Origin of the sequence: Gordonia sp. 852002-51296_SCH5728562-b (genome assembly GCF_001665475.1) — a bacterium.
In the GTDB taxonomy this organism is placed as follows: Bacteria; Actinomycetota; Actinomycetes; order Mycobacteriales; family Mycobacteriaceae; genus Gordonia; species Gordonia sputi.
This window is the reverse complement of the sequence record NZ_LZMI01000062.1, coordinates 64,417-90,158: the sequence shown is the minus strand read 5'-3', so window position 1 is coordinate 90,158 and position 25,742 is coordinate 64,417. Positions and strand designations below refer to the sequence as shown.

Annotated in this window: 24 protein-coding genes; 9 read left to right on the top strand and 15 right to left on the bottom strand. The window is 65.3% G+C overall.

Annotation, left to right across the window (positions count from 1 at the left end; all coding sequences use genetic code 11):
* Positions 1-29: 29 nt before the first annotated feature.
* The gene (locus tag A5766_RS11535; protein ID WP_005204240.1) at positions 30-848 is read right to left on the bottom strand and encodes a 2-amino-3,7-dideoxy-D-threo-hept-6-ulosonate synthase; all 819 of its coding nucleotides are present in this window, start codon (positions 846-848) and stop codon (positions 30-32) included.
* Positions 849-937: 89 nt separating this feature from the next.
* Here A5766_RS11535 and A5766_RS25320 point away from each other — a divergent pair, with 89 nt between their 5' ends.
* Complete coding sequence (locus A5766_RS25320) at positions 938-1,453, top strand: arylamine N-acetyltransferase family protein (protein ID WP_005204242.1); 516 nt, start codon at positions 938-940, stop codon at positions 1,451-1,453.
* A complete protein-coding gene (locus tag A5766_RS25315) occupies positions 1,431-1,763 on the top strand; it encodes an arylamine N-acetyltransferase (protein WP_005204243.1) in 333 nt (110 codons plus the stop codon). Before A5766_RS25320 ends, A5766_RS25315 begins: the two co-directional genes overlap by 23 nt.
* On the opposite strand, the gene A5766_RS11525 is transcribed toward A5766_RS25315, so the two are convergent.
* The gene (locus tag A5766_RS11525; RefSeq protein WP_082965500.1) at positions 1,721-2,938 is read right to left on the bottom strand and encodes a 4-hydroxybenzoate 3-monooxygenase; all 1,218 of its coding nucleotides are present in this window, start codon (positions 2,936-2,938) and stop codon (positions 1,721-1,723) included. The genes A5766_RS25315 and A5766_RS11525 overlap by 43 nt on opposite strands.
* A gap of 246 nt (positions 2,939-3,184) precedes the next feature.
* Between A5766_RS11525 and A5766_RS11520 the strand changes: the two genes are divergently transcribed.
* On the top strand, positions 3,185-4,123 hold the full coding sequence (locus A5766_RS11520; protein ID WP_082933763.1) for a glycosyltransferase family 2 protein: 939 nt from the start codon (positions 3,185-3,187) through the stop codon (positions 4,121-4,123).
* Here A5766_RS11520 and A5766_RS11515 read toward each other — a convergent pair.
* From A5766_RS11515 to A5766_RS11490, 7 genes are all read right to left on the bottom strand, one after another.
* Positions 4,041-5,690, bottom strand: a complete 1,650-nt coding sequence (locus A5766_RS11515) for a hypothetical protein (protein ID WP_231894622.1) — start codon at positions 5,688-5,690, stop codon at positions 4,041-4,043. The genes A5766_RS11520 and A5766_RS11515 overlap by 83 nt on opposite strands.
* A gap of 27 nt (positions 5,691-5,717) precedes the next feature.
* The gene (locus tag A5766_RS25025) at positions 5,718-6,140 is read right to left on the bottom strand and encodes a hypothetical protein (protein ID WP_231894621.1); all 423 of its coding nucleotides are present in this window, start codon (positions 6,138-6,140) and stop codon (positions 5,718-5,720) included.
* Positions 6,067-7,245 (bottom strand): glycosyltransferase family 2 protein, encoded by a 1,179-nt coding sequence (locus A5766_RS11510; protein ID WP_231894620.1) that lies wholly within the window; start codon positions 7,243-7,245, stop codon positions 6,067-6,069. The genes A5766_RS25025 and A5766_RS11510 overlap by 74 nt, the downstream gene beginning before the upstream one ends.
* A 208-nt stretch (positions 7,246-7,453) precedes the next feature.
* On the bottom strand, positions 7,454-8,278 hold the full coding sequence (locus A5766_RS11505; protein ID WP_005204255.1) for a glycoside hydrolase family 16 protein: 825 nt from the start codon (positions 8,276-8,278) through the stop codon (positions 7,454-7,456).
* Entirely contained in the window at positions 8,275-8,991 is a 717-nt protein-coding gene (locus tag A5766_RS11500) for a DUF998 domain-containing protein (protein WP_005204258.1), read from the bottom strand. The genes A5766_RS11505 and A5766_RS11500 overlap by 4 nt, the downstream gene beginning before the upstream one ends.
* Entirely contained in the window at positions 8,988-9,977 is a 990-nt protein-coding gene (locus A5766_RS11495) for a glycosyltransferase family 2 protein (RefSeq protein ID WP_039855003.1), read from the bottom strand. Before A5766_RS11495 ends, A5766_RS11500 begins: the two co-directional genes overlap by 4 nt.
* 97 nt (positions 9,978-10,074) lie before the next feature.
* Positions 10,075-11,364, bottom strand: coding sequence for a hypothetical protein (locus A5766_RS11490; protein ID WP_005204263.1), 1,290 nt, complete (start codon positions 11,362-11,364; stop codon positions 10,075-10,077).
* 179 nt (positions 11,365-11,543) lie between these two features.
* On the opposite strand from A5766_RS11490, the gene pstS reads away from it, so the two are divergent.
* Genes pstS through pstB form a run of 4 tightly spaced genes read left to right on the top strand, consistent with a single transcriptional unit; the run spans position 11,544 to position 15,545 of the window.
* The gene (pstS, locus tag A5766_RS11485) at positions 11,544-12,665 is read left to right on the top strand and encodes a phosphate ABC transporter substrate-binding protein PstS (RefSeq protein ID WP_039855004.1); all 1,122 of its coding nucleotides are present in this window, start codon (positions 11,544-11,546) and stop codon (positions 12,663-12,665) included.
* A gap of 35 nt (positions 12,666-12,700) precedes the next feature.
* Positions 12,701-13,789, top strand: coding sequence for a phosphate ABC transporter permease subunit PstC (pstC, locus tag A5766_RS11480; protein WP_005204267.1), 1,089 nt, complete (start codon positions 12,701-12,703; stop codon positions 13,787-13,789).
* Positions 13,786-14,715, top strand: coding sequence for a phosphate ABC transporter permease PstA (gene pstA, locus A5766_RS11475; protein ID WP_005204269.1), 930 nt, complete (start codon positions 13,786-13,788; stop codon positions 14,713-14,715). Before pstC ends, pstA begins: the two co-directional genes overlap by 4 nt.
* A 53-nt stretch (positions 14,716-14,768) precedes the next feature.
* On the top strand, positions 14,769-15,545 hold the full coding sequence (gene pstB, locus A5766_RS11470) for a phosphate ABC transporter ATP-binding protein PstB (protein WP_005204271.1): 777 nt from the start codon (positions 14,769-14,771) through the stop codon (positions 15,543-15,545).
* A 90-nt stretch (positions 15,546-15,635) separates the two neighbouring features.
* Here pstB and A5766_RS24700 read toward each other — a convergent pair whose 3' ends face one another.
* The 6 genes from A5766_RS24700 to A5766_RS11445 form a co-directional block, all read right to left on the bottom strand.
* A complete protein-coding gene (locus A5766_RS24700) occupies positions 15,636-15,785 on the bottom strand; it encodes a hypothetical protein (RefSeq protein ID WP_168431243.1) in 150 nt (49 codons plus the stop codon).
* 140 nt (positions 15,786-15,925) lie between these two features.
* Entirely contained in the window at positions 15,926-16,588 is a 663-nt protein-coding gene (phoU, locus tag A5766_RS11465) for a phosphate signaling complex protein PhoU (protein ID WP_039855035.1), read from the bottom strand.
* A gap of 99 nt (positions 16,589-16,687) precedes the next feature.
* Positions 16,688-18,946 (bottom strand): LCP family protein, encoded by a 2,259-nt coding sequence (locus tag A5766_RS11460; RefSeq protein ID WP_039855005.1) that lies wholly within the window; start codon positions 18,944-18,946, stop codon positions 16,688-16,690.
* Between the two features lie 127 nt (positions 18,947-19,073).
* Positions 19,074-20,222: a tRNA dihydrouridine synthase DusB gene (gene dusB, locus A5766_RS11455; protein WP_082965502.1), complete on the bottom strand. Its 1,149-nt coding sequence runs from the start codon at positions 20,220-20,222 to the stop codon at positions 19,074-19,076.
* A 133-nt stretch (positions 20,223-20,355) separates the two neighbouring features.
* On the bottom strand, positions 20,356-21,348 hold the full coding sequence (locus A5766_RS11450) for an acyl-ACP desaturase (protein ID WP_005204280.1): 993 nt from the start codon (positions 21,346-21,348) through the stop codon (positions 20,356-20,358).
* A 183-nt stretch (positions 21,349-21,531) separates the two neighbouring features.
* A complete protein-coding gene (locus A5766_RS11445) occupies positions 21,532-22,110 on the bottom strand; it encodes a nuclear transport factor 2 family protein (RefSeq protein WP_005204283.1) in 579 nt (192 codons plus the stop codon).
* A 151-nt stretch (positions 22,111-22,261) separates the two neighbouring features.
* Here A5766_RS11445 and A5766_RS11440 point away from each other — a divergent pair, with 151 nt between their 5' ends.
* Both A5766_RS11440 and A5766_RS11435 read left to right on the top strand, forming a co-directional pair.
* Positions 22,262-23,665: a WS/DGAT/MGAT family O-acyltransferase gene (locus tag A5766_RS11440; RefSeq protein WP_039855006.1), complete on the top strand. Its 1,404-nt coding sequence runs from the start codon at positions 22,262-22,264 to the stop codon at positions 23,663-23,665.
* A 43-nt stretch (positions 23,666-23,708) separates the two neighbouring features.
* Complete coding sequence (locus tag A5766_RS11435; protein WP_005204287.1) at positions 23,709-25,736, top strand: NAD(+) synthase; 2,028 nt, start codon at positions 23,709-23,711, stop codon at positions 25,734-25,736.
* Positions 25,737-25,742: the final 6 nt, after the last annotated feature.

The window sequence follows — 25,742 nt, the reverse complement described above, 5'->3', positions numbered from 1 at the left end:
ATGGTGAAGGGGGAGGGGCTGGTTCGCGATCAGGCCAACGCGAGCGCGCGGGGATCGTGGTCGTGAAGGTGGGCGGCAAGTGCGCCCGCCACCTGCGCCGGGTCGTCGGCGTCGAAGATCTGACGTCCGAAACTGAGACCTGCAACGCGGGATTGTGCGACGCGGCAGCCGAGTTCGACGGCTGCGTCGTCGGACGCGGCGGAGGGGCCGCCCGCGACGAGGATGGGTAGCGGGCATGAGTCGACGACCTGATCCATGGCCTCGGTGCTGCCCGCGTAGTCGAGTTTGACGATGTCGGCTCCGAGGTCGGTCGCGATCGCGGCCAGGTGTGCCAAAGTCTGCGCCGACGTCGAAGCCGGTGAGGTGGTCGCTCCGCGCGCGTACATCATTGCCAGCAGCGGCATTCCGAGGCGATCGCATTCGCGGGCGACCCGACCGAGGTCGGCGAGTTGTTCGGGTTCGGTATCCGAGGAGACGTTCACGTGAACGCTCACCGCGTCGGCGCCGAGTCCGAGGCACTCGTCGACCGAACCCACGAGCACCTTGCCGGTGGAGTCCTGTGCGAGGCTCGTCCCGGCCGAGAGGTGCACGATCAGGCCGAGAGCGGTGAACCGGCGCGGATCGATGGTTTTCGCTCTGCCCTTGTGGACGATGAGCGCATCGGCGCCGGCGTCCGCGAGCATCGCTGCGGTCGTATCGGCGTGGTCTGCGCGTCCGAGCGGGCCGATCGTCACCGAATGGTCGATCGGCACGACCAGCGCGCGTCGCGAAGGCGACGAGAACAGACGTGCCATGCGAAGGGCTCTGCCGGACAGGGTTTCCCGTCTGTCGCCGTGGCGGTCGTGCATGCTCCGAACTCCGATCCTGATGACAGATCACGTAGCGAGTGGTGGACCACCCCCGTTGATCAAGCTGAGGGTAGCCTATCCTTTCTGCTGTGACCAAGCTGAGTGTGAGATTTCCGACGGACGCCTACCTGGCGCGCATCGGTATCGGTGAGCGGCCCTCGTTGCTCGCCGACCACGACACCGCCGAGCTCGATGTCGCTGCGGTCGATTCCCTCGCCTGTGCGCAGCATCGGGCAATACCGTTCGAGAACCTCGACATTCATCGCGGACTCGTCGTCGACGTCTCTCCGGGGGCGATCGTCGACAAGCTGATCACCGGTCGTCGCGGAGGGATCTGCTACGAGCTCAACGGCGTTCTGCTCTTGGCGCTTCGTGAGCTCGGGGTGCAGGCGCAACCCATCGGTGCGCAGGTACGCACCGAGGCGGGACTCGGACTGCCGTTGGGGCACATGGCGATCGTGGTCGGGTCGGGGTCCGCGCGCCACCTCGTCGACGTGGGCTTCGGTGGCGAGATGGTCACCGCGCGGGTTGATCTCGACGACCCGGGCACCCTGGAAGATCGCCAGTGGCGGCGGTGGATACGTGCTCGACGGCGTACCACGTGAACTCGGCGAGTTCGCCGGTATGGCGCGCTGGCACAGTACCGACGCGTCGTCGCGCTTTACTGGGTCGGTGATCTGTACCCGCGACGACGGCGGGAGTCGCTACACCCTCACGTCGCGACGCGGGGAAACGGGCTACCGCCTGGTGACCACCAGCTCTGACGGAACCCGGGTGTCCGAGCCGGTGACCATGCGAGATTCGATGACGTTGCTGCGCAACCTGTTCGGGATCAAACTCGACGAACCCGTCGCGGCTCGCGACGACCTTGTTCATGTGAAATTCCACGGAGTGGGGAACGGAAGCCCGAGGTAGACCTCGCCCAGCGCGCGCTGCTCGTCCTCGGACGACACCCATCGCTGTAGGCGTGCGCGACGCAGCTCCCAGTCGAACGGATCGTCGGAGAAGCGGTGCAGAAGGGACGTGAGGTTCCACGAGAACGATTGCGCCTGCCAGATTCTGGGAAGCGCGCGGGCGGTGTAGGCGTCGAGCTCTTCACGCTTTCCCGTGGCGTAGAACGCGCCGAGGGCGTGGGAGAGGACACACGCGTCCGAGACGGCGAGATTGAGTCCCTTTGCGCCCGTCGGAGGAACGATGTGTGCGGCGTCGCCGAGCAGGAACAACGAACCGAGCTGCATGGGCTGCGTCACCACACTGCGCAGGGGTGCCAGGCTGCGATCGATGATCTCGCCGGTTTCCAGCGGCGGATGATCGTCACTGGCGCTACGTCGGGCGAGCTCGGTCCAGATCGCCTCGTCGCTCCAGTCCGAGAGGCGGGTATCGGCGGGGACCTGGAGATACTGTCGGCTCAAGTGTGGTCCACGCATGCTGTGGACCGACAGTCCGTCCGGGTGGGCGCAGTACATGCCCTCCTCGGTGACCGGTGTGGAGTGCGCCAGAATGCCCAGCCAGGCAAACGGATACGTGCGTTCAAGGGTTTCGACGTACGGCGCCATCGTCGCGCGCCCGACGCCGTGGAAGCCGTCGCACGCCGCGATCACGTCGGCGTCGACGTGGTGCCGGACACCGTCGACGGTGAACTCGACCGACGGTGCGCTGCCCTCGAAATCGTGTATGGATACGTCGTCGGCGGCAGAGAAGAGGGGTTCGCGTCCGATCTCACGGAGTCCGTCGATGAGGTCGGCGACGATCTCGGCCTGCCCATAGACGTAGGCGTTGCGCGACGACAGTCGATGGAAGTCGAGGTGGTGCGTGGTGCGATCGAGGCGGATATAGAACCCCTTGTGTACCAACGCCTCACGATGGAGCCGTTCGGCTACCCCGAGTTCGGTGAGAACGTCGACGGTCGAATTCTCGATGACACCTGCACGCACACGCGAGCGAACGTGGTCCTCGGTCTGACGTTCGAGCACCACGGCGTCGATCCCCTGGCCGGCGAGCATGTGCGCCAGCGTGAGCCCCGCGGGGCCTGCGCCGATGATCGCGACCTGAGTTCGAGTCGAATGGTGCCCTGCGGCAGACGTTCTCACAATTCTCCCCTGTTCAGCCTCATGTAGTCCGGTCGGAGGATCGGGTGGCCACAGTGAGCACGGTCGCACCGACTATCTTCCTCTTCAGGTTTCGTAAGCCTACCCTTATCTAGTACGGTTGGGCGAGCCGGGAGACCGGAATGCGGTCTGGTGCCGATACCGCGATGACGACCACGACCTCATACGAAGGGGAGATCGGTGACCGACACGTTCAACGGGGAGACTCCGCGCGCGGTAGACGACGAAATGACCGAGTTTGAACACGAATTCGAGCCGGGAACGCCTGATGGCGACGGCTCGGAAGCGTCGCGGGAGCCGACCGTGACGGTGGTGATTCCCGCTCGCAACGAGGCGCTGAACCTGCCGTACGTCGCCGAACGTATGCCCACGGTCGATGAGATCGTCGTCGTCGACGGGAACTCGGTCGACGACACCATGGATGTGGCGCGCAGGCTCTGGCCCGATGCGGTGATCATTCCGCAGACCCGCGCGGGCAAGGGCAACGCACTGGCATGTGGTTTCGCGGCCGCGACGTGCGACATCATCGTGATGATCGACGCCGACGGCTCGACCGACCCGGCCGAGATCCCTCGATTCGTCGAAACTCTCGTCAGCGGAGCCGATTTGGCCAAGGGGAGCAGGTTCTCCCATGGCGGTGGCAGTGACGACATCACGACGTTCCGCCGTCTGGGAAACAAGGGTCTGAACTTTCTCGTCAACCGGATCTTCCACACCACCTTTGCCGATCTCTGCTACGGCTACAACGCTTTCTGGCGTCATCACGTAGCTGTTCTCGATCTGCCGGACACCACGCTGGCAGAAGCTCAGTGGGGAGACGGCTTCGAGATCGAGACCGTCATCAATGTGCGGATGGCACGCAGTGGCCTGTCGATCAAGGAGGTCGGCTCCCACGAGAGTTGCCGAATCCACGGGCGCAGCAACCTCACGAGAATCCCGACACCCTTGTGCTGGAACATGATCCGAAGGCGGCGCCGCGCTAGAGACCGCCCGCCACTTCGGGTCCTGGACAACGGAAGAACAAAAACGGGGCGTTCCGCGGAACGCCCCGTTTTTGTTCGGGTGAAGCGATGTTGTGCTTGGGTCAGGCAGACCGTTCGCCAGCCAGGGGTCTCGCGCATGATCTGCTCGAACTCGGCCGGTGCACCGGGACGGTATTCGCCGTAGTACTCGATGACACGTCGCGATTGCGTGGTGAAGGCGACGATCGTCGGCTTATCGGTCTCGCCGACCTTCCACTCGAGCCAACCGAGTTGCTCCGCTGTCGGGAAAGTGCCTCGCGTGTCGGCCAACTCGTAGGAGAGTGGATAGCGAAATACGGATTGGCAAGTGTCAACGGGGCGTAGTTGTCGTTGATTCGTGCAGGCAGTCCCGCCCCGTACAGCATGATGATCCGCGTGCCGGGAGGTGCGTCGGCGGTGATGCGGTCGATCGCCTCGACCTGCGCCCTGGTCTCGACCACGGTCGGCCACAGCGCGAAATACGAGTAGGCGCCTGCCAGCGCCGCAGCGACGACAGCGAGTGCGCCCGCCCATGCGACGAGGGCGCGGCGTCGACCGGCACCGAAACCGTCAAGAGCCGCAACAATATGCGGTGCGACGAGCAGTCCGCAGCCGAACAGCGAGTACAGGTACACGCGGAAGATCGCCTCGCCGCCGTAGCTCTGGCCGAGAAGCAGCGCGAGAGGCGAGAAGGCGACGATCGCACACGCGATCACGTACGGCCGCTTGTGTTTCCAGCCCACCACCGCGGAGAGCGCGGCGAGCAGCAGCACGCCTGCCGACAGCGCTCGACATACGAGCGACGTGATCTCCTTCGCGGGCACTCCGGCAGCGGTCACGTTGCTGGTTGCGTTGCTGACCGGATTGCCGCCGGACAGGATTCCGTACGGGGCAACGGCTTCGAAGTTGAGTGCCAGGTACGCACCCGTGATACCGATCATCGCCGCGACCGCCCACCACGGGCGCGCCTGACGGAAGATGACGAGCGCTACTGCCGCCGCAAGTGCCCAGAACGGTGTGAGTTGATGTGTGGGGACGATCGCGGCGAACGGGATGATGGCAAGAATGCCCGCCTGCCGGTGATGCCGTGAGGCGATCAGCATGGCGAGGAGTCCGTAGGCGATGACCAGGGTCCAGGCCTGCGGCGAGAAGTAGTCCTGCGCAACCCAGTTCACCATCTCCGCGCAGAAGGCCGCCGTGATCGCCACTCGAGTCGACGATCCGATCGTTCGGGCCGCGGAGTAGACGATGATCGCGATCAGCAGGTGAATCACGGGCGCGAAGACATGCGCCAGGGTCATCGGGTCGAGGCCGGTGACATCGGAGAACCAGGCCGTGGTGACGAAGAAAGCAGGCCACTGCGCGTAGATGTCGGTGCCGTTGGGCTGAATGAGGTCGTGTGCCAGCACGTAGCGTACGACGGCGATGTGCTTGTACGTCCATTCATAGAGCGGCACTTCGGTTCCGAGCCAGGTGGTGGCGCGCTCGACGACGATCAGTGTGAGCAGGGCGGCCGTGGCAACGGGGACGCGCCGTCGGGCGATCGCGATCACGAACGCGACGGCGACGAGAACGACAGCCGGGATGAGAAGAGCTCCGGCGCCGGAGAACAGCAGTCCGAAGAAGCTGGCGTCCACGCCGGGCAACCCGATGCTCAGCGCGACGATCCACAGGATCAGTGCGACTGCGAGGAAGACCACCGATATGTCGAGGCCGATGCTGCGCAGCGACATTCGTACGCGGGCGGCGACATCGGCGGCTCACGAACGTAGCGGTGGAAACGATCGCGCCCGCACGTACCAGTAGATGCTGCTGGCCACCACGGCGAAAGTGCCGACGACGAGGATGCCCGTCGGATTCCATCGGTACGACCACATCGCACCGATGGCCACGATAGTCGTGGCCGACATACTGAGCGTGACGACGGCAGCTGGCAGGAGTCTGCGGGGGACGTGTACCCACGTGGTGATCGCGGCACCGGGCCCGACGAATACGAATGCTGCGACGAGCACTGCGCGCACGGGAGAGGGTAGCGGGATGAGCCCGAGGAGTCCGCATACCGCCGCGACGAGCGCGGCGTCGGCGAGCCGATACGTGACTCGTTGTGGGTCAACGGTGTCGGGAGCCGAGGTCGGCGCTGGCGCGTTGTCTTTCGCGGTATGGGTCGGTGCGCTCGTTGTCATCGGATCGCACCGGAATCGACGACCGCGCGGTCGCGTGCCGCGTGGAGCGGGGTGGCGTGACGACCTGCTCGCCGTCCGCGGGCGAGGGCCAACGGACCGCGCAGGACTGAGAACACCTCGACCGACCGACCGACGCCGAGATGTCGACGAGCACGTGATCGGGTGGACGGCAGACACCGCCGTACGCCGCCGAAGCACGGGACACGGCACGGAAACGTTTGCGCAACACGGAGAACGCGAGTCGACGGTGCGCGCGGTCGAACGCGATCTTGGTCAGTACCGCGCCGAGTCCAGCTCCGTAGCCGCGCGCTTGGGAGAGCAGAGCCTCGTTGTCGCTGCGGTGACGGTGCCACACGATTGCCGCTGGCTCGGACACCAGGCTGTACCCGGCCTGCAGTACACGCAGGAAGATGTCGAGATCCTCGCCGCCCATCGTCGTGGTTCCCGCGCCGAGAGCCTCGTCGAATCCGCCGAGGCGCACGATGCGATCCCGATCGACCGCGAAATTTGCTCCGGTGCCGTAGATCCCGACCTGATAGGGGAACAGCGGGACGTCGTCGGGCGGATCGAGCAGCGAGTAGCGTCGCGCGACGATGTTGTCGGCCCAGGAGACACGCCAGTCGAAGTACGCCTGTGCCGGCGTCCGCAACTCACCGCTCGGTACCAGTCCGCATACGCACGCGACGTCGTCAGCGCGCGCGAAACCCGCCAGCAGCCCTGTGATCCACCGCTGGTCGACGACGACGTCGTCGTCGGTGAACGCCACGATCTCGTGGGATGCGGCCAGCAGGCCGGTGTTTCGTGCTGCCGAGAGGCCGGGCGTCGGTTCTGTCACCAGCCGCACGCGGGGGTCGTCGCATTCGTCGACGACCCGCGCAGTTGCGTCTGTCGCAGGCGCGTTGTCGACGACGATGATCTCGAGGTCGGGATGGTCCAGCAGCGTCAGTGATGCCAACGCCGAACGCAGATGTTCGGGACGCTCTCGGGTGCACACGACGACCGACACCGGCCTGCTCGGCGCATCGCCGTTGTCGCGTGTCTCGTCGCACGGCGGGATGGTGACGGTGGCGAGCCCGTTCTCGAGCGGGGATTCCGTGAAGCGCACCAGCACAACGGATTCGCGAATGAGCAGTCGCGCGCGCGTATAGCCGTCGGCGCCGAGAGGGCGGCAGGTGACGGTAATGTCGCCGAGCGGTCCGCGAGGTCGAGTTCGGCGGTGTCGAGTTGACCCACCCAGGTCGCGCCGGGCCACTCGGGTCCTCCGGTCGCGGGCATGACCGGCCGCAGTTCGATTGGCGCCGTGAATAGTTCGGTCATGTGCCGGAGCTCCGTTCGGTTGTGTTCACCCGAATCCAATCGACAGTCATCGTGGCGGGGAAAGTGGTGTCGTCCGACGCGGGGCCGGGCCAATCGCCTCCGACGGCGACGTTGAGCAGGACATGGAAAGGTGCGTCGAAGACCCATTGGGCGTCGGGCGCGAGGTCGGCCGGTGTGACCGAGAACAGTTCTCGGTCGTCGATTCCGGTGACGATGCGCCCCGGCGTCTTGCGCATCCAGTACGTGCGAAACGTGTTGGCGAGTTCGAAGGGTCCCGGTCCGGATGCCGACACCGTCTGTCCACGTGTGCTGGAGTCCTGCGGCGCGTGGATTCCGGTGTGGTAATCCGCTGCGGTGTTGAGGGTTTCGATCACGTCGATCTCTCCGGCACGCGGCCAGCCCACCTGCTCGAGGGAATCCCCGAGCAGCCAGAACGCGGGATGGAGTCCCTGGCCCGATGGCATCGAGATACGTGCGGAGATCGTGCCGTAGCGCAGCGAGTACTTGCCGCGGGTCGTGAGGCGTGCCGATGTGATGGTGTCGCCGTCACGTCGCGCGGTGATCAGTAGATGTCCTTTGCCGTCGAGCCTCACGTTGCGCGTGCTGTCGGTGTAGACCTGCTGTTCGCCGTTGCCCCACCCTCCGCCGCCGATCTCGGCAGTCCACACACCCGTGACAGGGCCTGCGGGACCGTCGAATTCGTCGGAGACGACGTCGGCGTTGGCCGTCGTTGCGGGAGGTTCTGCGTCCGTGCGCGGGACGGTGCAGGCCGCGAGTGAGATGGCTAGTACTCCGATGAGCGCGCACGAGGCGAGCTTCATCCGGTGGTCACCGGACCCGGCTGTGAGACTTCTGGCCCGGCGACTTCTTGCTCGGCGACTGCGGGTTCGGTGTCGGAGGTGTGGTCGTCGGCAACGCGGACCCGACCGCTCGACACTCCCGCCACCACGACGGCGATCAGGATCGGGTAGATGATCAGTCGCTGGGTGCCACCCGACCCGAACCAGCCGGTCAAACCTGTTGCGTAAGCGATGAATGCGACGGTGGCGACCGTTCCGGCGAGGGCTGTGAACGCACGAACCCCAGCCGCCAGCCGTGTCGAACCGGAGAACCCGATCATCGCGAGCCCCACGGATGCGAGCACGAAGAAGGTGGTCAGCGCTGCCGAATGCTGTTGGTAATCGGTCTTCTCGGTGATGATTCCGGTGACGGCCAGTCCGACTCCCGCGATGGCCAGCGCGCCCGCGTGCGGGAACGTGACGATCCGACGCACCGCCCAGCTCGACGCCACCACCGCGATGGCCAGGCCGGTGAGAACGAAGCTGACATTCATCACCGGGTAGAGCGCACTGCACGGCCAACGTCCCTGTGGGCCACAGAATTCGAGGCCGAGTGGACCGATCTGGTCTGTCTGGTAGGAGTACTGTCCACGCCACGTCGCGGAGACCACCCATTCCGCGGCGAAGAACTGGAGCACGACGAGCGCGGCGACCAGCGTGATGCGCGGGTCGATCAGGAGTCGGATGACTTTCATGGGATGGTGCTGACCTCTCGGGGAGACTCATGGGCAGTGGCGGGCGCGCCACGACCAATCGATTTCAGGGTTCCGGCGCCGAACCCCGCGCATGTGACGAACAGGCCCGCGATGAGTGCCGCGACCCGCGTCGGGGTGCGACGTGAACGCCACGCGCCCTGGGGCAGTGTGCGGGTCGCGTATCCGCGCTCGGTGGAAAGTGCTGTGTCGGTTGAGGTCAGGCGCGACAGAGTCGCCTTGGAGCGGCCCTCTTCGTAACAGCGGCGCGTGAAGTAGGAGAACCGGGTGCGGTCGGGTGACACCGCATGTCGGACACGGAAATCCGTGTCGCGCAGGATCGTCGAATTCGGGAACTGTTGGCGCAGAGCGATTCCCATGAGCGTCTCTTCGCATCCGGAGGGAAGATCGGCGTGCCGACCGAGTGCCGTCGAGAAGCCTCCGACGGCCTCGAGCCGATCGCGTCGTACCGCCATCGCCGCACCGATCGGATTGCGGATCTGTGCACCGTGTCCCGGTAGGCCGCGATAGTCGCAGCCGACGACCCAGCCGAACTCCTCGGGGAACCATCTCGGCCGGGGAGCAAGCCACTGGGCATCGACTGCACCGCCCAGGGCGCTGATGTCGTCGCCGGCGAATCGCGATCGAACGGCGGCGAACGATCCGGGTACCGGCTCGGCGTCGTCGTCGATGAAGACCAAGACGTCACCACGTGCAGTGCGAGTGCCGGTGTTACGAGCCTCGGACAGTCCTCGCGGTCCCGCTGATGCGACGACGGTGACCGCGGACTGGTCAGTGGAGAACTGCGCTGTCAGTGAGGTGAGCAGGTCGTCGTTGTGATCGACCACGACGATGAGCTCGTCGACGTCGAGGAGTTGTGCGCGTGTCGCGGCGATGGCGCGCGTGAGGAGCGCTGCGCGGTCGGAGGTGTAGCAGCAGATGATCGCCGACAGGGTGGGCGCAGTGGACTGCTGATGCGGGTGCGACAACTTCGACTCCGGACGGCATGCGGGACGGCGGACCACGGTAGCCTAACCCATAAGGATTAGGGAAGGCTAACCAAACTAGTCGGATGTGATCGACGTACTACCGCGGTGCGGGGATCGTCTCTCCGAGCACCGCCAACGCCTGTGCCGGTACGTCCGCGAGTGCGGCTGCCACAGCGTCGGCTGGAAAGACGTCGTCGCGGAACGTCGCTGTGAGACACAGACTTCCGGCGACCGATGCACTCGTGACGGTGATCCCGGTGGGTGATGGAGGCTCGGCGATGCCGATGACCAATGCCTTCTCGGTGTCGGAGAAGTTCCACCGCTGATGACGTCCCGGTACGACGCCGCCCGAGGAGTGCAGTAGGTCGATCGCCGCCTCGCCCGCGGGCGCCCACGACTGTTGCCCGGTCGCCGCCACCCGTCTTCGGCGCTGTCCCCTCGCGGCAGCTCTCGACTTTGCCGCTGTCACAAGGAGATTCGCGACGGGGCGACCCATCGACGACGCCGCTGACAATTCTGCCTGCAGTGCGTCGGGCGCTGTGTCGGGGAGTACGACGAAGTCGAGGCCCGCCGCGAAGTTCGCCATGGTGCCCACGGATCGGGGGAGATATGCCCTGGCATCGAAGGGAAGTGTGACCATCGGATTCACGCGCAGCCCGGCGGCGGTCAGTGCGCGCACGAGCGCGACGGTGTGCAGCGTGAACATTCCGACGTCCGCGCCGCGCGACGTCCGGGCCGCGCGCATCAACTCGACGACGTCGCGTGGTGTTCGCGCGAACACGCTTGTCGCCTGTCGCGGCGGATCGACCGGTATGAGGGTTGACGGTTGCGGTGCTCGGTAATCGCGCGACCGATGCATGTGGGCCAGCGCGCGCAGCCGCCGTGGATTCGACAGCACAGCTGCACCCGCGATCGCGAGGGCACGCGTCGGCGTCCACCAGCGCGGAGATGCCGCGATGGTTTCGGGGATCTCCTCGCTGAGCAGAACGTCGACGATGGTGTTGAGGAGCGTGGTGTCGCCGAGGCCGTGGTCGTAGTCGATTGCCAGGTAGCGGCCACTGAGTACGACGCGCAGATGCCGAGGTGGAAGCGCCGCCACTACGTCGAGCAACGCCAGGGGATCGTCGGTCGGTGGCGCGGTGTGGACGGCGTCGGCCAACCTGTCGGGCGCGTATGACCAGGCGCGACGATCGTGTGATGGTACGAGCCCGATGCGTGTGTGGGGGCCACGCTTCGCGAAGCGGATGAGCCGTTGCGACGCGCAGTTCGCGTCCGGGAGATCGAGCGGACCGACGACGACGGCGCTGCGATGGCCACTGTGATGCGCGTCGATGGCCGCGCCGGTGAAAGTGCGCGACGCGTCGGGGGAAGTGGCTGAACTACTCATCTTCCTGATGACTTTAACAAAGGCTTACCTAATACGCGCAGGCCGCGCCGGAGATGTCCAATTCATCTTCCGTTCACCTTCGGTGCCCGGTACGTCCACCACGGCACCCTACTGTCATTGCGACCGGGCAAAGCCGCTTGGCGGGACTGCCATGTTCTGATGCTGGAGGGAACCAGAAAGTGAAATTGAGTCGTACAGGAGCCGCTGTCGCCGTGATGGCCGCCAGCTCCGCCCTCGTTCTCGGTGCGTGTAGCAGCAATGCTGACAAGGGCGGCACGAGCGCAGCGCCCGCCTCAGCGGTGACTGACATCAAGTGCGAGGGCAAGCAGTCACTCAAGGCGAGTGGTTCGACAGCCCAGGCCAACGCCATGAAGATCTTCTCCACCTCGTTTGCGAAGACCTGCCCCGGTCACGAGCTCGCCTACGGTGGCGGAGGCTCGGGACAGGGTGTCTCCGACTTCACGCAGAATCTCACCGACTTCGGTGGCTCCGACTCGCCGCTGAAGGGCGACGAGATCCAGAAGGCCGCACAGCGCTGTGGCTCGGAAGCATGGCAGCTGCCGCTCGTGTTCGGTCCGATCGCCGTGACCTACAACGTCGATGGTGTCAACGATCTCGCGCTGTCGGGTCCGACGCTCTCCAAGATCTTCAGCGGCGAGGCAAAGACCTGGAACGATCCGGCGATTGCCGCCGACAACCCGGGCAAGACCCTTCCCAGCACTGCTATCAGCGTGATCTACCGTGCTGACCAGTCGGGCACGACGGACAACTTCCAGAAGTACCTGACCGCCGCGGGCGGATGGACCAAGGGTGCGGGCAAGACCTTCAACGGTGGTGTCGGCGAGGGCAAGCAGGGCAACCCCGGCGTTGGTTCCGCAGTGAAGCCGACCCCCGGATCGATCGCCTACGTCGAGTGGGCGTACGCGCAGTCCAACAAGCTGTCGATGGCGAAGATCATCACCGATCAGGACAAGAGCGGTGTGGAGCTGAACTCTGAGACCGGCGGTAAGACCATCGCGGCGGCGACTCTCAAGAACGGTCCCGACAACCACAACATGGTCATCGACACCGAATCGTTCTACAAGCCGACCGAGGCGGGCGCGTACCCGATCATTCTGGCAACATACTCGATCGTCTGCTCGAAGTACGCCGATACTTCGGTTGGCCAGGGTGTCAAGACGTTCCTCTCGGTGGCGTCTGCACCGCAGAACCAGGGCCAGGATCTGGTCAACGCGGGCTACATCCCGCTGCCGAGCGAATTCCAGCAGAAGCTGACTTCGTCGATCAACGCCCTTCAGTAATCACACGAAAACACCGACCCGAAGCGATATGAGTTATGTCTGTGGATGACACCACCGGTGTGGGCCGGGGGAAGGCGGAGACCCCGCCCGAACCCGGCACGCAGCCTCCCGAATCGTCCGACCAGTTGCCTCCGGATTCCGAGGAGCAGCTCGAAGAGCAGCTCCACCCGGGCCTGCGCAGCCACCGCGGCGCACTCGGCGACCAGCTTTTCTCCTACCTCGCGCGGGGCACGGGTTTCTTCGTGGTCGTCCTCGTCGCCGGTATCGGCATTGCACTGATCGTCAATGCCATACCGGCGATGCTGGCGAACCACGCCAACTTCATCTTCTCGTCCCAGTGGGACGTCAGTTCGGCGAACTTCGACAACGACACGGTGCGTTTCGGCATCTGGGAGTTGTTCCGCGCGACGGTCCTGACCTCGCTGTTCGCCCTGGTCATCGCCACCCCGATCGCGATCGGCATCGCGGTGTTCCTCGTGGAGTACGCCCCGCGACAGGTCGCCCGCCCGCTCGCCGCGGTCATCGATCTGCTCGCGGCGGTGCCGTCGATCATCTTCGGTCTCTGGGGCATCTACGTCCTCGCGCCGGTGATCGCGCCGTTCGCGGAGAGGCTCAACAGCGTGCTCGGCTGGTTCTTCCTCTTCTCCGCCGGTAGCACGTCAGTCAGCGGCGGCGGCACGATCTTCACCGCGGGCATCGTGCTCGCGATCATGATGCTGCCGATCATCACCTCGATCACCCGAGAGGTGCTGCGCCAGACCCCTCCCGGCCAGAAAGAAGCGGCACTGGCCCTCGGTGCGACGAAGTGGGAGGTCATCCGGATGACCTCGTTCCCGTACGGACGCTCCGGCATGATCGCCGCGGCGATGCTGGCGCTCGGACGTGCGCTCGGCGAGACCATCGCCGTCATGATCATCCTGAGTGCCGCCGTCGGCCGCCTCAAGTGGTCGCTGTTCGAAGGCGGCGACACGTTCGCGTCGAAGATCGCTCGCGACGTCGGCGAGTTCGTCGGTAGCCAGGACACCCAGAGCGCCTACATCGCGGCCGGTCTGGTGCTGTTCCTCCTGACATTCGTGGTGAACGCGGTCGCTCGCACGGTCGCAGGCGGAAAGGTCAACGGATGAGCATCGCACTCGATAAGGGCGCAGGCGGCGGCCCGGTCAAACAACATCCGTCGGCATTCCGCGAGATCTCGCTGAGCCGTCGAATCCGCAACAACGGTGCGCGCGCCGCTTTCTTCATCTGCTTCGCGCTCGGCGTCATTCCACTGGTGTGGTTGCTGTGGACGGTGCTCTCGAATGGAGCGAGCGCCATCACCGACCCGAACTGGTGGTTCGGCGACGGCTACGCAGTCGACACCACAACCGACTACGGCGCGGGAATCGCGCCCGCGATCGTCGGTTCGATCATCCAGGCGCTCGTCGCCACGATCATCTCGGTCCCGATCGCGGTGCTCACGGCCGTTCTCCTGGTCGAGTACCCGACGTCGAAGCTGGTCAAGCCGGTCAGCTTCATGGTCGACATTCTCGCGGGCGTGCCGTCGATCGTCGCGACGCTGTTCATCTTCACGGTGTTCGTCATCGGACTCTCGATGGGACAGAGCGCCTTCATGGTCAGTCTCGCGCTCATCCTGCTGATGATCCCGATCGTCGTCCGATCGTCGGAGGAGATGCTCAAGCTCGTACCCGACGAACTGCGCGAGGCGTCGTACGCACTGGGCATCCCCAAGTGGAAGACGATCATGCGTGTCGTGATCCCGACCGCGCTGTCGGGCATGCTCAGCGGCATCTTCCTCGCCATCGCACGCATCATGGGTGAGACCGCCCCAGTCCTGATCCTCGCGGGTCCGGCGAGTTCGCTGGTCAAGACCAACCCCTTCGAGGGCGGTATGAACTCGCTGCCTCTGTTCATCAAGGACATGTGGGCGGCGAGTCAGCCGGCGTCGTCGTTCTACTACTGGGGTGCAGCGCTGACGCTGATCATCATCATCGCCATCCTCAACATCGTCGCAGCGCTGCTCGCGAAGTTCCTGGCACCCAAGTCCAGGTAAGACCGCACGCCCAGCAACAGCGTCGTACATCAACAGCACGAGAGAGTAATGCCATGGCCAAGCGCCTCGACATCAAAGACCTGAATATCTACTACAGCAAGTTCCACGCCGTGAAGGAAGTGACTCTTGCAGTGCCGCCGCGCAGCATCACCGCGTTCATCGGTCCGTCGGGCTGCGGCAAGTCGACGGTGCTGCGCACGCTCAATCGCATGCACGAGGAGATCCCCGGCGCATACGCGGTCGGCAGTGTGCTGCTCGACGGTGAGGACATCTACTCCAAAGAGGTCAACCCGACGAGCGTCCGTACGACGATCGGCATGGTGTTCCAGCGGCCCAATCCCTTCCCGACCATGTCGATCCGAGACAACGTCGTCGCAGGTCTTCGCCTGCAGGGCATTCGCAACAAGAAGCAGCTCAACGAGGTGGCCGAGCGAAGCCTTCGCGGCGCCAACCTGTGGGAAGAGGTCAAGGACCGCCTCGACAAGCCCGGTGGCGGTCTCTCGGGTGGTCAGCAGCAGCGACTGTGCATCGCGCGTGCCATCGCGGTCTCGCCGGACGTCCTGCTGATGGATGAGCCGTGCTCTGCGCTCGATCCGATCTCGACGCTGGCCATCGAGGATCTGATGGGCGAGCTGAAGAAGGACTTCACGATCGTCATCGTCACGCACAACATGCAGCAGGCTGCGCGTGTCAGTGATCAGACCGCGTTCTTCAACCTCGAGGGCGTCGGCCAGCCGGGACAGTTGGTCGAGATCGGCGACACCGAGACCATCTTCACGCACCCCACCAAGCGCGAGACCGAGGACTACATCTCCGGCCGCTTCGGCTGATCACCGGCCGGGCAACGACGCACAGGCCCACAAGCAGACAAAGACCCGCGACGAGGAATCGTCGCGGGTCTTTTGCGTTGATGGGGGCGCTCACATGTTGAGCAACAGTATGACCAGCAGAGCGACGAGCGACAGCGTCACGCCGACATAGACGAACAGCTGGCGTCGCCGGAGATGTGCTTCGGCTTCGTCGTCGGATTCGGCATTGAAATCGGGTTCTGCCGGATAGTGCACGCCCATGGCGCTCACCCTAGACTGCGCGCCTGGTGTGCGTGAAGTCAGGACGCCCTCCACGACGAGAAACGTCGGTGAATCACATCCGAACCGGGGTGTGATCCACCGACGTCGGTGGTGGGGGTGTGTCGGGAAGCGTCTGTGCTTTAAGAAGCGTCTAGGAACTGCTCGGGCGTCTGGCCGGTGGCCTGGAAGACGACCCGACGGCCGATGAGTACGGCGTGGTCGGCGAAGCGCTCGTAGTATCGGCCCAGCAGGGTGACGTCGACGGCTGCGGCAACTCCGTGCTGCCAGTCCCGGTCCATCAGCACCGTGAACAGGTGGCGGTGGAGATCGTCCATGGCGTCGTCGTCTTCTTGTAGACGAACCGCAGCCTCGGGATCTTGCGTGTCGAGGACCTCGCGCGCGTTGGTGGCGAGCTGGACTGCCAGCCTGCCCATCTCGGCGAAGTAGCCGTTGACCTCTTCGGGCAGGGCCTTAGCGGGATGGCGTCGTCGGGCGACCTTGGCGACGTGCAGCGCCAGCGCGCCCATACGGTCGACGTCTGCGACGATCTGGAACCCACTGACAACTCCGCGCAGGTCGCCTGCGACGGGAGCCTGGAGCGCGAGAAGCGCGAACGCCTGCTCCTCGGCGCGCGCGGACAGTTCGGACAGTTTGTCGTTCTCCGACAGCACTTCCTCGGCAATGGCGAGATCGGCCTGCAAGAGGGCCTGGGTGGCACGGTCCATTGCTGAACCGGCCAGATCGCACATTTCTCCGAGCACCGCATTCAGTGAATGCAGCTGTTCTTGATACGCGGTACGCATACCCTCAAGGGTACTGTGCGTGCCGCAGATCACGATCTTCCGCGTGGTGAACACACCGTGAACGCGCGGTGAGTAGCTCTGCTCGCGCACCTGCGCCCGTCAGGAGCAGGTGGTGTCGCCCGCGTTGGTCACCGCGAGATCGTTGGGCAGATTGCTGGAGTTCGCCGCTGGAGGCAGTGCCTGCGCCGATAGCGTCTCGCCTGCGGCGGGAGCACTGGTGACGCTGCCGGCGAAGTCGCTGCCGAGAATGACCTCGACGCCCGACTTCACTGTCTTGTCGCTCTGGATCTTGGCGCCGGGGAACATCGCGGCGAGTGTCGCAGCAGAGTCCTGTTCACCCGGCCCGTAGCGCACGACGGTATCTGTGCGGTTCTCCGATGCATCCGCGACGCCGCGGACGTCGAAGCCCTGGGCGGTCAGCTGGTCGGACGCGTCGGCGGCTTGCCCGGCCTTGCCCGTGCCGTTGAGCACACGCACCCCGACGTTGCTCGGGTTCTGCGCGGTAGCCGAGACCGTCGACGGCGTCTGCGACGTACTCGTGGTGGCGCCGGCCGCCGTGGTCTGCTTCTTCGACGAACTGCTCTGCTTCTTCTTCGCGGCCTGCTCGCCGGGGAGCGGATCGTCGTCGATGATCGCGTTGAAGATGGCGTTGATGTCGTCGGTGCGCGGGATCTCGTTATTCGAGCCGTCGGTCGCCGTACCCGACGTCGGGATGGTCAGGAACGTCACGCGACCCGCCTCGATACCCTGCATCGAGTCGGCGAGTTTGAGCAGTGACTGCGTGTCGACGCCGTCGACGTAGCTGTTCTTGATGAAGGTGTTGACGATGCTGTTGAGCTTGGCCGGATTGGACAGGACGTTGCCTGAGAGCGTCGACCGCAGCAGTGACGACATGAACAATTGTTGGCGCTTGATGCGTCCGTAGTCGCCGTTGCCCTCCGTCGACACCGTGCGGGCGCGGACGTAGTTGAGCGCCTTGCGGCCGGTGATCGTCTGCTTGCCCGGCTTGGAGAGGATCTGGCCGAGTTCGTAGTCGTACACCGGCGTCGTGGAGCACACCTCGACGCCGCCGACTGCGCGCACGATCTTCTCGAAGCCGGAGAAGTCCATCCCGATGAAGTGGTTGATGTTCAGACCACTCATCTCGGTGATGACCTTGACCAGGCACTTCGGTCCACCGTCGGCGTAGACGCTGTTCAGTTTCACGTCGTTGGCCGCGGGTAGCTCGCCGTTGTAGGTTCCCGCGTCGTTGTCCCAGTCCTGGCATTCGGGCCGGTTGACCTGCAGATCGCGGGGGAACGAGACCGCGACCACGCGGCTGCGGTTGGCGGGGATGTTGACCAGGATCACGGTGTCGGAACGCGCGCCCTCTGCGTCGGCGGTGGTGCCCGCGCCGACCTTGCCGTTCTTGCCGCTGCGTGTGTCGGTTCCGACGATCAGATAGTTCTCGTCGCCGTACTGCGCGTCCTTGTTGCGGATGTTCGCGTCATCGGGGTCGACGGCGGCGATGGTGCGCCAATCGCTGTTCTTCGACTTCATGTACCCCCACACGAAGCCGGTCCCGACGAGCGCCATGACGCATGCGATGGCGACCATGATGCGACCGGTGAAAGCCACATTCTGACGTGTCGAGCGGTTGTGACGTCGACGCCCAACACTCTGTGGTCGTGAACGCAGCGCGATCGTCTCGGTGAGATCCGGCGTCGGCTCGAGCGGTGGGGACGCCGGTTTCTGACCCGCCTCGGGAGCCGACGACTCGGCGGGCGCATCGGTCGGGGCGGGGGCGTCGGGTTCGCGGTGTGACTCCTGCGCCCGCGATTCCTCGACGACCCGCTCCGTGGTCGCCCTGTCACTGAGGTCGACGACGGGCGCAGGCGCGGCACCGACGATCGGGATCTTGCGCGTGACCTCGTTGGCCCCTGGCGCGTCGGACTTCGCTCCTGGCGTCTCGGACTTGGCCCCCGGCGTCTCGGAAGGGCGCTTCGACGCGTCATCCGCGGGAGCGCGGTTGCCACGCCGTGCCCGACGAAGGCCGGAACGGCCGCCGACGCGCGGAATGGCCTCGGTCGGCGACGAATCGCCGCGCGGCTGCCTGCTGGAAGTCGACGGCTGGTCAGCACGTGGCGAGCTGTCAGAAGGGGAATCGGAGCGTGCGCCGGGATCGGCGTTCATCTGCTCCATCAACTCGCGGACGGTCATTCGACTGCGGCCGCGGACGTATCGATCGGCGGCGCGCGGCTCACGCAGCCTGCCGTCATTGGGGTTCGATGAGCGTGACGTGCGTGGAGTTGATGACGATGACGAGTCGTCCCGGTCGCCCGGCTCGTCGCCGTGCGGCTTGGGTGTCCAACGACTCACGTCACAAATCCTCGTACCCCGTGGTGAGGCTGCCGCCCGTCGGGGCTGAACGCTGCGGCGAGCAGGAAGAACTCAGATCCCGCCTTGGGACCTTCGGACATAGTACTGATAGGTCCTGAGAAGCGCCTCAGCCGCCGGAGTGCATGACCTCTGCACCCGCGGGGACAACGTCTTCGTAGGGGTCGTCGAGCCAACCGTCGGGGAGTGCGACCTTGGCGGGCGATCCCTGCCGACCACGTGGACCGTGCCCGTCCTCGGGAAATGGCGTATCGGCGGGAAGTGACCCGACGAGGTCGCGGAGTTCGTCGAGCGTCGACACCAGCGACATGCGCGAACGGATCTCCGAACCGGCCGGGAATCCGCGCAGATACCAGGCGACGTGTTTGCGCATCTCGCGCATGCCCTTGTCCTCGCCGTGGTGATCGGCGAGCAACTCGCCGTGCCTGACGATGATCTGCGCGACCTCACCGAGGTTCGGCGCAGCGGGTGCGGGCAGCCCATTGAGTTCAGCGGCGAGTTCGGCGAACAGCCACGGCCTGCCGAGGCAGCCGCGTCCCACGACGACGCCGTCGCATCCGGTCTGCGCCATCATGGCCACGGCGTCCCGGGGTTCGAAGATGTCGCCGTTGCCGAGCACCGGCACGTCGGTCACGTGCTCCTTGAGACGGGCGATCTCGGCCCAGTCAGCCTCGCCGGAGTACCGTTGCGAAGCCGTACGGGCATGGAGCGCAACAGCTTTCGCGCCCTCGGCCGCAGCGATGCGCCCGGCGTCGAGGTGCGTGTGGTGCTCGTCGTCGATCCCGATGCGGAACTTGACGGTGACGGGGATGTCGGTGCCCTCGGTCGCCTTGACCGCGGCCGCGACGATGCGTTGGAAGAGGGTGCGCTTGTAGGGGATCGCGGAGCCGCCACCCTTGCGGGTCACCTTCGGCACCGGGCAACCGAAGTTCATGTCGATGTGGTCGGCGAGATTCTCGTCGACGATCATCTTGGCTGCCTCGTAGGTGTAGCGCGGATCGACCGTGTACAGCTGCATCGACCGCGGATTCTCGTCCGGGCCGAACGTGGTCATGTGCATGGTGACCGGATGCCGCTCGACGAGCGCTCGTGCGGTGACCATCTCGCATACGTACAGACCCGACACCGTGCCGGTGCGGGCCAATTCGAGTTCGCGACACAGCGTCCGGAACGCCACGTTGGTGACGCCTGCCATCGGCGCGAGCACCACGGGACTCGCGAGTTCGATCGTGCCGATTCGCAGGGGGGAGTCACGCATAGGGGTGTCACGCAGCGGGGTGTCACGCAGCGGCGTGGCGTGCGCAGCCGACAGCGCACCGGCGCCCTCGTGGATCGTGGAGGGCGCCGGCGCTGCTGGGGTTCGGATCGTCGTCGTCAAGCCAATGGTTGCGTCAGGACGCCTGACGCTCGCGCTTCTTGGCTTCGCGGGCGAGTGCGCGGTCGCGCATCTCCTCGAACTTGATGGTGTCCTTCTCGAGCTGCTCGAGGAAGGCTGCGAGCTCCTCGCGGGTCTTGTCGCCCTCGGCGGAGAAGTCGTCGCGATCGAAGACGTTCCACTTGCGCAGGACGGGCTGGATGACCTCTTCGAGGTGCTGGCGCAGGTCGTAGATGCCGTGCTTGGCCATCAACACGCCGTGGCGGCGGAAGTTGGGCATTCCGGCGCCGGGCATCTGGAAGTTGGTGACGATGTCGGTCACGGCACGCAGCGTCTGGTCGGGAGCGATGTCCATTCCTGCGCCGCAGATGTTGCGGTAGAAGATCATGTGCAGGTTCTCGTCGGCAGCGATGCGCTGAAGCATCTTGTCGGCGATCGGATCGTTGCACGCCTTACCGGTGTTGCGGTGGCTGACGCGCGTGGCGAGCTCCTGGAACGTCACGTAGGCGACGGAGTGCAGCAGGCCCATCTCGCCGCCCTTCTCCATCATCTCCTCGACGCGGTCGCCTGCGGCGGACTCGGGTGAGTAACCGTTGGTCATGTGGACCATGCGGTCGGCCTCGAGCTGGGCGGGGTCGACGCCGCGCGTCACCGTGAGGTAGTCGCGCATGACGATCGAGTGCCGGTTCTCCTCGGCGGTCCAGCGACCGACCCAGAAGCCCCATGCCGAATCCATCGAGAAGTTGTCGGCGATCACCCGGTGGTAGGAGGGCAGGTTGTCCTCGGTCAGCAGGTTGGTGATCATCGCGGCCTTCGCGACCTCATCGAGCTGCGACTGTTCGGGGTCGTAGTCGACGCCGCCGAGCGCGGCGAAGTTACGCCCCTCGTCCCAGGGGACGTAGTCGTGCGGGTTCCAGCTCTTCGCGATCTTCAGGTGCCGGTTGACGTTGTCCTCGGCAACCGGTGCCAACTCGCGGAGCAGATCGAGCTGAGTGAGCTCACGTGCCATTGTTCGTTCCTCCGAACGGTCCACATCGAAACAGGTCGGACTGTCGTAGTCTCCGACTGTCGTCTCTGGTTGTCATGCCTGGCTCGGTGACCGACATGCATTCAAGTCAGTCAGTAAGGTTACGGCACCGAGCAGGCGTTACCCAAGTACGCACTTACGGTGTCGTAACTTGGCTCGCAAGCGCTACCCCCAAAACGCTCGGCCGAACGTCGACGCCCACGTGGCGGCGTCGTCGTCAAGGGTACCGAGTTCGCGCGCCTTGTCACACCACTGCATTGCGGCGATGCCGAACTCCAAAGGGTTGTAGATGTCCTCCTCGCACTTCCACAGACCGTCGCCGGCGTACGTGATGATCGAAATGTTGGTCGCGGTGATGACGCTTCCGTCGCCGGGATCGCACATCGGATTGTCGACTTCGAAGATCACGCGGCCGGTCGGGGCGTCGAACACCTTCCACAGATTGGGGAAGGCAACCATGTGGTCGCCGGGGAAGCGGGTCATCGTCTTCACGATCCACGGTCGGATCTCATCCCTGCCGTGCATGGTGCCGAGCGCGTGCTCGATGTAGTCGGCGTCGGGGGTGAAGAGGTCGGCGAAGCGCGCCCAGGCCGCAGGCGCCTCGGACGGCTCGGCGCGGGCATGTGCCGCGATGCCTGCGACGGTGGCCTCGAAGACGTCGAACGCCTCCGACAACTCATCGAGCTCGAACGGGGTCGGCGAGAATCGGGCATCCGCGGCAGACGCGGCGTTTTCGGTGCGCATCCGGCTGATCGTAGGGAACTACGGCGGGTGCGCGAAGCGTTATGGAAAAGGAGCGCGACGACGCACAGACGTGGTTCGATTTCATCATCGACCCGTCGACGTAGACGGGCGTGCGCGACGGCGCGGGCGAGCAGGATGCGGAGGATTTGCGATGGAGCGGCTGAGCGGTTTGGACGCCTCGTTCCTGTACATGGAGACGCGGTCGCAGTTGATGCAGATCATCGGCCTGATCGAGGTTGATCCGTCGACGATTCTGGGTGGGTATTCGTTCGGCCGTATCCGTGATCAGATGCGACAGCTCGTCCGTGCGACCCCGAAATTTCGACGCAAGCTCGACAACTCGCTGATCAACATCGACCACCCCGCGTGGGTGGAGGACGACCATTTCGACATCGACCGGCACGTGCACCGCGTGGCGGTTCCGGCGCCGGGCGGGATCGGCGAGGTCACCGAGCTCTGTGGACATCTGGCCGGGCAGACCCTCGACCGCGCGAAGCCGTTGTGGGAACTGTGGGTCATCGAGGGCCTGTCCAACGGGCGGATCATGATCATGCTGCGGATGCACCACGCCGCGGTCGACGGTGTCGGCAGCGCCGAGGTGCTCTCGCAGCTCTTCTCGCTCTCGCCCGAGCAACCCGACCTCGACGCCGATCTGCTGCATCAGACCGCAGGCGGGTCGTCGCATGCGGTGCTCGCCGCGACGGGTGCGGTCCACTACCTGATCCGACGTCCGATCGCGATGGCGCGTCTGCTGCCGGAGACGGTCGCGGTTCCGTTCGCGTGGCTGCGTCGGGCGCGCTCGCACGAGGCGATGCCCGCACCGTTCGGGGCGCCGCGAACCCGATTCAACGGCCCCATCACACCGCACCGTTCGATCGCACTGACCCAGCTCTCCCTCGCCGACATCAAGCGCGTCAAGAACCGGTTCGGAGTCAAGGTCAACGACGTCGTGCTGGCGATCACCGGCGGGGCGCTCCGTGAATATCTGTTGGCGCACAACGAGCTGCCGGACAGGCCGCTCGTCGCGATGGTGCCGGTGTCGGTTCACGGCGCCGACGACAGCGGGTTGATGGTGGAGGGCACCAACAAGGTGTCGGGCATGTTCACGCAATTGGCCTCCGACGTCGCCGATCCCGTCGAACGGATCGAGCGTGCCGCCGAGCTCTCGCGAAAAGCGAAGGCGCACCACGCCGACATCGACGCGAACATCCTGCGTGCCTGGGCCCAGTTCGCGCCCGGCACCACGATGTCGACGCTGATGAAGTTCTACGGCGACCGGAAGTTGGCGCTCAAGCACCCTCCGGTCTTCAACGTGACGGTGTCGAACGTCGCGGGCGCCGACATCCCGGTGTACTTCTGCGGCGCGCGCGTGACGGCGGTCTACCCGCTCGGGCCGATCTTCCACGGGCTCGGGCTCAACATCACGGTGTTCTCGGCCGACGGCGAGCTCAACGTCGGAATCCTCGGGTGCACCGATCAGATCCCCGATATCGACTTCCTCGCCCACGCGTTCGACGAACAGCTCAAGACGCTTCTCGAGGTGTGCGGCGACTGAGGTCTTGCGGTGATGGGGTCATCTGGTCACTAAGCTTTGCCCTGTGTCCATCTATCGCCACGGATTCGCCCGAGTAGCGGGCGCGGTGCCCGTCGTCCGTATCGCCGACCCGGCGGCCAACGCGCAGGCCACCGTCGAATTGATGCGGCAGGCGGCCACCGAGGGGGCCGCATTCGTCGTGTTCCCCGAGATGGGGCTCACCGGATACAGCATCGACGATCTGGTCCAACAGGATGCGGTGATCGACGCCGCGCTCGACGCGCTCGCCACCGTCGTCGCCGCGAGTGAGGGCCTGCGCCCGCTGGTGGCCGTCGGACTGCCGCTCGTCGTCGACGCCGGGCTGTACAACTGCGCGGTCCTGCTGCGTGATGGTCGGATTCTCGGCGTCGTACCTAAGGCGTTCCTGCCGAATTACCGCGAGTTCTACGACAAGCGGTATTTCAGCGCTGCCCGCGACGCACTCGCCGACACGGTGACGCTGCTCGGACAAACGGTGCCGTTCGGCACCGACCTGATCTTCGACGCCGTCGACCTGCCCGGTTTCGCACTGCATCTCGAGGTCTGCGAGGACGCCTGGGTGCCCATCCCGCCGAGTACCTGGGCCGCCCTCGGAGGTGCGACGGTTCTCGCGAACCTGTCGGGTTCGCCGGTCACGATCGGCAAGGAGTCGTATCGGAAGTCGTTGTGCACCAGCCTCTCTGCCCGGTGTATTGCCGCCTACGTCTACGTTGCGGCCGGATATGGCGAATCCACAACCGATCTCGCGTGGGACGGAGATGCGCTGATCGCCGAGAACGGCGGACTACTCACTCGCAGTGAGGGATTCGCGACGACCGAGCAACTCGTCGTCGCCGACGTCGACCTCGACCGGCTACGCCAGGAGCGCATCCGGATGGGCAGCTTCCACGATCAGGTCGGCGACCTCAAGGATCGTCTGACGTCGTTGCGCCACATCGACTTCGAGTTCGGCGACCTCGACCTCGCCGTCGACGATGATCTGCGACGCTCGGTCGCACGCTTCCCGTTCGTTCCCGCCGACGCCGCTGACCGTGACGAACGGTGCCGCGAGGTGCGCGACATCCAGGTTCAGGGCCTGGCCGCACGTCTGCGCGCCACCGGCATCGACAAGATCGTCATCGGGGTGTCCGGTGGCCTCGATTCGACGCTCGCATTGCTCGTCGCCGTCGACACCTTCGACCGACTCGGCCTGCCGCGCACCAACATCCTCGCGTACACGATGCCGGGATTCGCCACCGGCGGCGCGACGCTACGACGCGCACATGTGCTGATGGATTCTCTCGGGGTCAGCGGCACCGAACTCGACATCCGGCCGTCGTGTGAGCAGATGCTCGCCGACATCGGACATCCCTATGCCAAGGGCGAGAAGGTCTTCGACGTGACCTTCGAGAATGTGCAGGCAGGCGAGCGGACGTCGCACCTGTTCCGGCTGGCGAACTTCCACGGGGGAATCGTGCTCGGGACCGGCGATCTGTCCGAACTCGCGCTGGGGTGGTGCACCTACGGCGTCGGCGACCAAATGTCGCACTACAACGTCAACACGTCGGTCCCGAAGACGTTGATCCAGTACCTGATTCGCTGGATGATCTCGACCGGGCAGTACTCGCAGGAGACCACCGATACGCTCGCCGAGATCCTCGACGACGTGATCTCACCCGAACTCGTCCCGCCCGGCGAAGACGGCGCGATCCAGAGCACAGAGGACACCGTCGGCCCCTACGAACTGCACGACTTCTTCCTGTACTACCTCACGCGGTTCGGCTACCGCCCCGACAAGATCGCCTACCTCGCGGGCCAGGCGTGGGGCGACCGGGAACGCGGTGCGTGGTCGGAGCTGATCGCGCCGGAGCGTCGAAATCAGTACGACGCCGCGACCATTGAGCACTGGCTCTCGACGTTCCTGAAGCGATTCATGAGCAACCAGTTCAAGCGCACCGCGATGCCCAACGGGCCGAAAATCGGTTCGGGCGGGTCGCTGTCGCCGCGCGGCGACTGGCGCTCGCCGTCGGACGCCTCCGCCCGCACCTGGCTGGACCAGCTCAAGGGCAGCTGATGTCGC